At 44.0% G+C, this 9,002-nt stretch carries 6 protein-coding genes and 2 tRNA genes; all 8 read right to left on the bottom strand.

Annotation, left to right across the window (positions count from 1 at the left end):
* Window positions 1-3: 3 nt before the first annotated feature.
* Window positions 4-1,899, bottom strand: coding sequence for a YadA-like family protein (locus PGX78_RS00770; protein ID WP_270444819.1), 1,896 nt, complete (start codon window positions 1,897-1,899; stop codon window positions 4-6).
* A gap of 631 nt (window positions 1,900-2,530) precedes the next feature.
* Window positions 2,531-3,343, bottom strand: a complete 813-nt coding sequence (locus PGX78_RS00775) for a DUF6630 family protein (RefSeq protein ID WP_270444820.1) — start codon at window positions 3,341-3,343, stop codon at window positions 2,531-2,533.
* A gap of 423 nt (window positions 3,344-3,766) precedes the next feature.
* Window positions 3,767-3,858, bottom strand: a tRNA-Ser gene (locus tag PGX78_RS00780).
* A 52-nt stretch (window positions 3,859-3,910) separates the two neighbouring features.
* Window positions 3,911-3,987, bottom strand: a tRNA-Pro gene (locus tag PGX78_RS00785).
* 80 nt (window positions 3,988-4,067) lie between these two features.
* A complete protein-coding gene (locus PGX78_RS00790) occupies window positions 4,068-4,736 on the bottom strand; it encodes a TerC family protein (RefSeq protein WP_442864779.1) in 669 nt (222 codons plus the stop codon).
* A gap of 156 nt (window positions 4,737-4,892) precedes the next feature.
* The gene (locus PGX78_RS00795) at window positions 4,893-6,311 is read right to left on the bottom strand and encodes an FAD-binding oxidoreductase (RefSeq protein ID WP_270444822.1); all 1,419 of its coding nucleotides are present in this window, start codon (window positions 6,309-6,311) and stop codon (window positions 4,893-4,895) included.
* A 268-nt stretch (window positions 6,312-6,579) separates the two neighbouring features.
* Window positions 6,580-7,395: a pyrroline-5-carboxylate reductase gene (gene proC, locus PGX78_RS00800; RefSeq protein ID WP_270444824.1), complete on the bottom strand. Its 816-nt coding sequence runs from the start codon at window positions 7,393-7,395 to the stop codon at window positions 6,580-6,582.
* Window positions 7,396-7,463: 68 nt separating this feature from the next.
* Window positions 7,464-8,717, bottom strand: coding sequence for a pyridoxal phosphate-dependent aminotransferase (locus tag PGX78_RS00805; RefSeq protein ID WP_270444836.1), 1,254 nt, complete (start codon window positions 8,715-8,717; stop codon window positions 7,464-7,466).
* Between the last annotated feature and the right edge of the window lie 285 nt (window positions 8,718-9,002).

Raw genomic sequence — 9,002 nt, forward strand, 5'->3', positions numbered from 1 at the left:
GGCCTATTTTTGAATTGCCACAGCTTGTGCCAAAGCCTCCTGATTAGCCCGCAAAGCCTGAATTTCCTCGCTCTGAGCTTTTACAATAGACTTCAACTCTTCTACTTCTTTACTCAACTCCGATGCAGACCGTTTTACATGAGTTCCTTGGCCGAGCTTAAAGCTTACGCCGGCATTCATCATGTTTTCTCCGCCTCCGAAGGAGCCGCCCATACTGAACATAATATCTTCATTGGGACGATAGTAAGCACCTACAGCCATGGCATTGGCCCCGGCATAGTTACCGTAACCGGCTGCAAAGTCCCATTTGTAATCAGAATCAAATGCCAAGGGGTGAAGAGCTGCTAAAGCAGCGGCACCGGCCCCGACTCGATTCACACGATTTCCCAGCCGATTTACCAGAGTATTATCTACAATCGTCGTACCGGCAATAACACGTTTAAGTTGGGCCACGTTGACAGCGTCCGTATCGTTCGTGCCGGCTGCAACGCCTGTTATTTGACGCGTCACCGTTGTTCCGTTGCCGACGGAAACGGCCGCATCCGTCGCCTTCCACGTAGACGACGAATTAGAGGAAACACCTCCGGTATGGGGATCATAGCCTACGGCACCGGCGGCTACGGAAGCCACGGAATTAGCACCTATAGCCACACCGCCGGCTTGCAATACATTAGCGTTATATCCGACGGATACGGCATTGCCTACACTTGTCGTAAGAGCCGAATTCCCCGAACCTAAAATGATGCTTCCGTTTGCGTTGGTCAACGTCCGTTTATCACCCATGACAATGGCATTATCTGTATTGCTTATAGTGTTTTCCGAGCCTACAACCGATACATGATTCACATCAGTACCCGTGTTTTTATAGCCGTTCAACAAGTTATATTTGCTCACGGAAGCGGCAGAGGTTCCCTTTAAGGTATTATTCACGCCCGACAACTGAGACCCCAAGGTATAATCCGCCTTGTTGCCCATACCCATTGCCAACGTCGAGCCGCCTCCGTCGGCGTTTTGTACAGCCGTCCGCAGCGTGTCAGCCAAATCCTTGGGTGAAGGCGCCCCGCCTGCAGGCGCTGACAAACTGCCGATGGAATTGGTGATTTCATTGCCTGCCCCGAAGATCAACGATCCGTTTGTATTATGAGTTCTGTTGGCCAACCCGACAATGCTGTTGGCAACACCTGCATCATTATTAGCAACCGTTTCCGATTCAATACTGTTCAAAGACCCCGTAATGGTAGCCCCGAAGTTTTTACTATAGTCTTTACCCGTAATAGCCGAATAAGCCCCGTTGACCACGCCGAAGGATGCATTATTAAAGCTGTTCGTACCTACTGTCGTAGCATCGGTTTTAATATTATAATTGCGCATATTCGCCACAGAACCCGTATCGACCGTAATATCACCGATATTACCGCGATAGTTATGAGTACTTACCATAACGCTTCCCGATCGAGTATATGCATCTTTCCCGATGGCAATACCCGTCACCATATTTTCGGGATGAGGCCCGGCAGTCCCGGATGCAGTCATTCCCGACTGTCCGAAATCATAAGCTAATTCTTGACTGCCTACCGGACTTTCGGCAAAAGCCTTATGGCCGATAGCAATGCCGCCGCCCTGGTCGGCATAGTTGTTCGTATGAGCACCGCCGCCGATTACAATATCACCCGTCGAAGGCTGTCCGACACCGCCGTAATATTCAATACGTGTTCCTGCACCGATAGCTACATTTTCCGCCTTAGGAGCCCAACTCCCCGTACCGATGGCTACGCCGTCGCCGGTTCCTGCCGGATTGGCGGCCGGTGCCGCCAGGGCCGTAAAACCGCCACAGGTTGTACCCATTAAAACAGTGGCCGCAACTACGGCCAAACGCGTTCTCACATATCTGTCATTCATAACAGCTCACCCACTCCCATGCAATAATTTTCTTTATGTTTCTATAATATTACAATCTTTACAATTTCGCAACAATATATGCGTTTTATTCATTTGTTCATCACTTTTATTTTTATTCAATGTTTACAGTATTAGATAACAGTATCCGCTTATTATATTTTTTTGAAATTCTCATTTGAGATCCGTACTTTTTTCTATTTTAATCTTATATTTTGTGATAACAACGCCATTTTGCAAAGATCTTAAAAAAATTATCTTCCGGAAGCTCACTTTTTTGCGAAGATTTTCCTCGTTCGATTTACTATTGTATATATAAAACCCGGTATTCCCATGCTTTATAATTTATGTGCGTAATCAATTCAATTTTAAGAGTTACACCTTAAAATCAAAAATTTATAAATGTATTTTAATACGTAAACGTTATGCGGCATGTTATTCTTCCGGTACATGGATTTCATTTTTCCAAAATTGCTAAAGGACACAATATAAAAGAGAAAGCTACGAAAATCATATCGATTTTCGTAGCTTTCTCTCAATCCAAAATTAAGCCAATCGAATCCTGTTCACAAACAAATTTCTCGTGTTTCACATATATCAGAGTAACACTAAGGTCTTTACGAAAAGTTAGTTTTTACGCCTTTTCCGCAAGCACCATTCTATGGAAAAGCATTCGACTTAATGCTTCAGCTCTCTTAAATTCTTCATCACTAAGAACCAGTAATACGTAGTAATCCGTTCCTATATCCATGTCTATCAGGCTATATCCCTGCCATGAAGAATTAATCACTTCAATCCATTGAGTAGAAAATCCGTCTTCGTCCAAAGACGCTTCGTTAACGTTCAGCCCCTTAGGTTCGGCTAACTTTTCTACCACATCCACAAGACTTTCTTTGTCGATTTTCAGGCTTAAATCCGCAGCCACGTTACACGACAACAATACCTCATACAGATCATACCAGCTGTCATCTATAAGTTCCATAGAGTCCACCCGAACCTTGGACATAAATTGCTTAACCCTCTCAGAGTCACCGATTAAGAGCTGTGCTAACTCTGCAAACGACTTTTCCAAGGCCTGCTTATCGAATTCTACGGTTTCCACATACCGGCTTCGTTCAGGCAAGATACGTTTTTTCACAAAGTCTCGCATGATCCGTATCCCCTCGGCGTATGTCATATTCTCAATGATATAGCACTTACCCTCCAACTCTAAATAAAGGTCCATCATAGTCAAACTCTTACCGACGCGAGCCTTCATAGACGTGCACCCCTGTACGGCATGAGGAGGATACAACTCCGTATAAGCAATAATCCCATCTTCCATGGCCTTTAGGGAATTATTGATCCCGTCTATATGAAATCCCTTACTATTATATAGGGGACTCTTCATACGCCATGTCACATATGTTTGAAAAAGATGTTCTTGGATCCAATCGGATAAAGTCATATCTGCTCTCCTTTATGTAGTTATTTTAGCACCGATGGCTTTTATTTTATTATACATGATTAACAGGTCATCTGTACAAGACAGTTACATTCACCGTAGAAAACCACGAAAAAATAGACGCTTCATCAGGCTTATTATCAGCTCCTGTCAAAAAACAGTCAATAACTCTTGTGAACACATTACCCGGTGTTGTCATAACTTTAACTTGTTTGACTTTAAGGTGTCCGCAAATACAGCAAGCTTTTTCCTAAATTTTGAAATTATGAGCTCCGAATTTTTCAATAAAGCCGAATACGCTTCTTCAGTCATACCATCGCTTTACGTTAAAAATTATATAAATCCTCTCATACAAACCACGAGTGTAAGTACCTATCTATAAGACAAACAAAAAAGGACTGCAAATGCAGTCCCTATCTTACAGTATGGCGGAGAGTCAGGGATTTGAACCCTGGGTACGGAGTTCACCGCACACATGATTTCCAATCATGCTCCTTAAGCCACTCGGACAACTCTCCATGGTGATTCACATTGTGTTGCTATGCCTCGGGATGACATCCAATGTGAATATGGTCGGGGCGACAGGATTCGAACCTGCGGCCTCTTAGTCCCGAACCAAGCGCGCTACCAAACTGCGCCACGCCCCGTTACCTGACTTAAATATAATATCAAGTTTCCTATACCTTGTCAAGACAGGACCCGCCTGCCCATACGATCTGACAAGCCCTTATTTTTTAGGGATTGTCATTCGTTTCCAAACAATACCGCCGAGAACCGTTAATAACGTTAAAGCGATTTTTACATACAAGGCCGTGTCTTTCGACAGTGCCAAATATTCGTCGGCTCCTACCATGGATCCGGCTGCCCACCCCAGTATTAAACCGCCAATATAAATGAGTACGGGAAATTTGTGCATAATCTTAATGACTACCGTACTGCCGAAAATGATAATAGGTACGGAGATAACCATACCGAAGAAGAGAAGTCCCATGTGACCGCCGGTCGTACCGACTATACCGAGAACATTATCCAAACTCATAAGTGCATCAGCTACAATGATAGTTTTAACGGCACCGCCCAGAGAATCCTTAGCCTCTACATGAGCTTCTTCTTCACCGTCTTGCTTGCCGATAAGCTTCATACCGATATATACGAGTAATAATCCGCCGACTGTATGTAAGTACGGAATCTGTAAAAGGTAGACTACTATCATGGCCATAAAAAAGCGTAACACAATAGCTCCGGCCGTTCCGTAAAGTATAGCTTTTTTCTGTAATTCATGGGGCAGGTTTTTCGCCGCCATGCCGATGACAATAGAGTTATCTCCGCCTAAGGCCAAATCAAGTAAGATGACCTGTATAATGGTCCAAATATCAGTGATTAATTCAGCTTCCAATTTCAGTATCCTTTCTTATACATGTTATGGAGCTCATTATACCATAGGCACAAGCTTCATAACACATATAACCTTGTAAAAATCGTAAGTCTGTTTTTTTTATACAGACTGCAATAAAAAAAGCAAGGACCGTAGCCCTTGCTTTTTCGTATACGCTTATTCTACAGGAATTTCATCGCTAACATCTACAACCTTACCGGGGTTCATGATGTTCTTCGGATCCAATGCTTTCTTAACAGAACGCATGAGTTCCATTTCAACGGGATCCATGTATTCTTTCATCAACTTAGCACGTTTGTATCCGATACCGTGTTCACCCGAGAGGCGGCCGCCCAACTTGTAAACAAGTGCGTAAATTTCTTTTTGAATCTTCGGAAGCATTTCTTCCCATTCTTCCTGAGAGCGATCGTCTTTCAAAATATCGATATGTACGTTGCCGTCACCGCAGTGGCCTGCGCAATGCATAGCTACATCATATTTTTCACCGAGACGGGAAATCTGCTGTACGGCACCGGGAATTTCCGTCATCGGAACGACAATGTCTTCCATGGAGAATACGAGACTTCTCTGACGGTCTGCTTCCAAATATGCTTTACGGGATTTCCAAATCTTGTCTTTATCGGCAACCAAGACATCAAGAGCCCCGTTTTCACGAGCCAATTCGTCAATTGTAACGCACTGTTCATCCAATACGTCTTCACTGTCGCCGGCAATCTGAATAATAATATAGTTACCTATATCTGAATGCTGTAATTTTTCATTCAGGAATACTTCGACTTGCTTAATGGACGCATTATCCATAAATTCAACGCAAACCGGTGTAATGCCCGCATTCATGACTTTCGGAGTCAAATCGATAGCCGCATCGAGATTATCGAATACTGCCAGAAGGTCCATTTCATACTTCGGCAATGCAACGAGTTTTAAGAACACTTTAGTTACAATGCCGAGAGTACCTTCGGAGCCGATGTATAAATGCATGAGCATATAGCCCGTAGCATTTTTACGGAACTTACCGCCCAACTGCACGACTTCACCAGACGGAGTAACGACTTCAATACCCATAACCTGATCACGCGTTACCCCGTACTTAACAGCACGGTTACCGCCTGCATTGGTTGCTACGTTACCGCCGATGAAGCAAGAGTCCCCGCTACACGGATCGCCTGCATAGAAGAGGCCTTCTTTATTAACAGCTTCCTGAAGTGCCGCCGTCGTAATACCCGGTTCGGCAACAACAACCATGTTTTCTTTATCAATTTCAATAATCTTGTTCATGCGTTCAATGGAGATGATAACGCCGCCGTAAATAGCTACGGCACCGGCAGCCAGACCGGTTCCTGCAGCACGGGGAACCATAACAATATCGTTGTCATAGCACAATTTTACAACCTTTGCCACTTCTTCCGTTGTTGCCGGTAAAACTGCAACCTGAGCTTCCTTCATATAGTGCGGATCCGTTACTTCATCATGTCCGTATGCATCGAGCTTATCTTTATCGGTATATACGTATTTTTCACCGACAATCTTTTTTAATTCTTCAATAATTTCGGGTGTAACCAAACCTTTTGCCATTCCTTTTACCTCCAATATTACTATAAATGAGACGGCCTTGTCGCAAATCACGGTGACTTGCAGGCCCTTGAACCGTCTGTATCCGTTAAGCATAAGGACCGCCATATCGTTACAGTTCCCTCATGCTTCAGCTATATTATATCCTTCCGGTATGCATTAGTAAATCACCTATCCCCATTTAGCATATATCTACTTCGCAACCTTAATCTTCAACTATCCATCTTATGCATACCTTTTGAGTCTATTGGGGAGGCTGATTCACATTGCCTTATTTTTTACTCATTTCTCGACTTTTCTCAGCCGCAGTCATTACGGCTTCCATCACGGCACTGCGAAATCCCCGTTCTTCCAAAGTTCGAACTGCGGCTATCGTTGTCCCGCCGGGAGAGCAAACATTGTCTTTTAATTTTCCCGGATGTTCTCCCGTTTCCAATACGGTTTTGGCAGCTCCCATTACGGTTTGAGCGGCAAAGACATAGGCCTTGTCCCGCGGCATACCGGCCGCTACGGCTCCGTCCGCCAGGGCTTCAATAAACATATATACATAAGCAGGGCTGCTACCGCTTACTCCAATGACGGCATCAATCAAATATTCATCCACTACTTCCGCCCGTCCGAATGATGAAAACAGTTCTTCAATTTTGAATATCTCTTCTGTCGATACGTGTTCATTCGGTGTCAAGGAGGTCATACCGGCACCTACTACGGCAGGTGTGTTCGGCATAGCTCTTACCAGTTTTCTATCCTCTCCGACAGCGACTTCCAATTGCTTCAAAGTGACCCCGGCAGCTACGGAAAGAAGGATAGCATCCTGTTTCAGGTTGCCTTTGATTTCTTCCAAAAGAGAAGAGACTATTTTAGGTTTTACGGCAATAATGACTAAATCCGCTTCTTGTACGGCTTCCCCGGGTGTAGACGCAATACGGGCACAGTTCCCCAAATTTGCGGCTACAACCTCGGCTTTATGAGCATGAGGGTTGTACAAGATGATGTCTGCGTTTTTCATGTCCGGCGAACGGCCAATTCCTTCGGCAATAGATCTTCCCATATTTCCGATTCCCAATATGGCAACTGTCTTAAACATATATTCCCATCCTTTCAAAAACGGGCATAACGAAGGTTATCCCTTTGCTATGCCCGTTTATATCTATACTATTGAACGACACCGACCTTATCCAAAGCCTTCTTAATCTTTTCAGCCAATCCGTGTATCTTTTTCTTTGATACGGAGCAAACAGCCAATCGAATTCCCTTACCCAAGGGGACAAGGAAAATATGTTCCTTTTCCAATTCGTCAACAACAGCCTGTGAGCCTATAAGAGGAATGGTAATAAAGAATCCCGATAAATACGGTAAGTATTTCAAGCCGCAAGCATCGGCTTCAGCCATAAATAAATCGGCTCTTTCTTTGATTAAGTGGAAATATTCAGCTCTTTCTTTATCTAATTCGGCTACCCGTGCCGGGTCACTGCAAATATGTACCATAGCCTTCATGGCCGCACTGTTGGAATTAGACCACGTCGCACGGTTGGAATATTGGTTAATGGCTACAAATTCATCGGCAATATCCTCACTCGGTGTAATGCCGATCATAGCCCCCATTCTCTGGCCGTACATAGTAAAGCCCTTACTCAAAGTGTAGGCTACAATAACCAGAATGTTTTCAGGCAGGTTCCCGAACTTTTTGAAAAAGCGGCGGCATTCGTGTTTTTCACCGCTATAGTCCAAATATGCCACATCAGGAACGAGAATGACGTTCTTATCCTTATTGGCTACGATTTCTTTCAAAAAGCTTAATACGGCATCCCAATCGGAATCGGACAAGGCAAAGCCGGTCGGATTATTAGCCGGAGAGTTCATGATAATAACGATATTGGTTTGTTTCTTTGCCATATCTTCAACATGAGCTTTGAAATCGGCAAAGTTAAACTGTCCCTTATCATCAAGTAGCAGGAATTCACGCAGCGTTCGGCAGTTATCGCGACACATAGAACCATATGCACTCCAATGCCAGTCACTGGTCAAGATTTCATCTCCCGGAGCGGAATAGTTGTGAATAACGTGATGCAAGACACCGGAACCGCCCGACGTGGCACAGGCGCGAATGTAACCTTCAGGCTTGGATTCACCAAAGCACTGGTCAATAACGGCGGATAAATAGTCGTCATATCCCTGAATAGGCGCATAGGCAATAATATCACGCGTAGACAAGGCACGAAAAGCTTCTTCAACAACCTTGAGCATTACTAAATTACCGTCTTCATCGAGAATGGACCCTACAGTCCCGTTGATAACCGCATCGGCACCGAGTTTTTCTGCCAATGCCGTCGCCCGGTTATTGGCACCGAAAATTTTATCTTCTGAAAACTTTCCGCTTGCTTGCGGAGCTGCTACACTTTTTATCATCACAATAGTCCCCCTTATATACTCATACCTTAATTTATATCATATTCATCATACATATACAATACAGTAGATCGTGTATACAAATATACATAATGAACCGCTTGAATCGTATTCGAAAATTTTCTTTCTATACGATTATACCTATTGCAAGGACAGTACATACTGCATGTTAAAAACTGTGTACAGCAGCCCGTAACAACCAATTATACCGCACTACCGACTAAGTTTTTGGGACGACTTTGAGCGTATCTTATTAGCCTATTGTTTTAATTTGGATACGACATC

Source organism: Megasphaera sp. AF13-6AC, from assembly GCF_027685385.1.
Classification (GTDB): domain Bacteria; phylum Bacillota; class Negativicutes; order Veillonellales; family Megasphaeraceae; genus Megasphaera; species Megasphaera micronuciformis.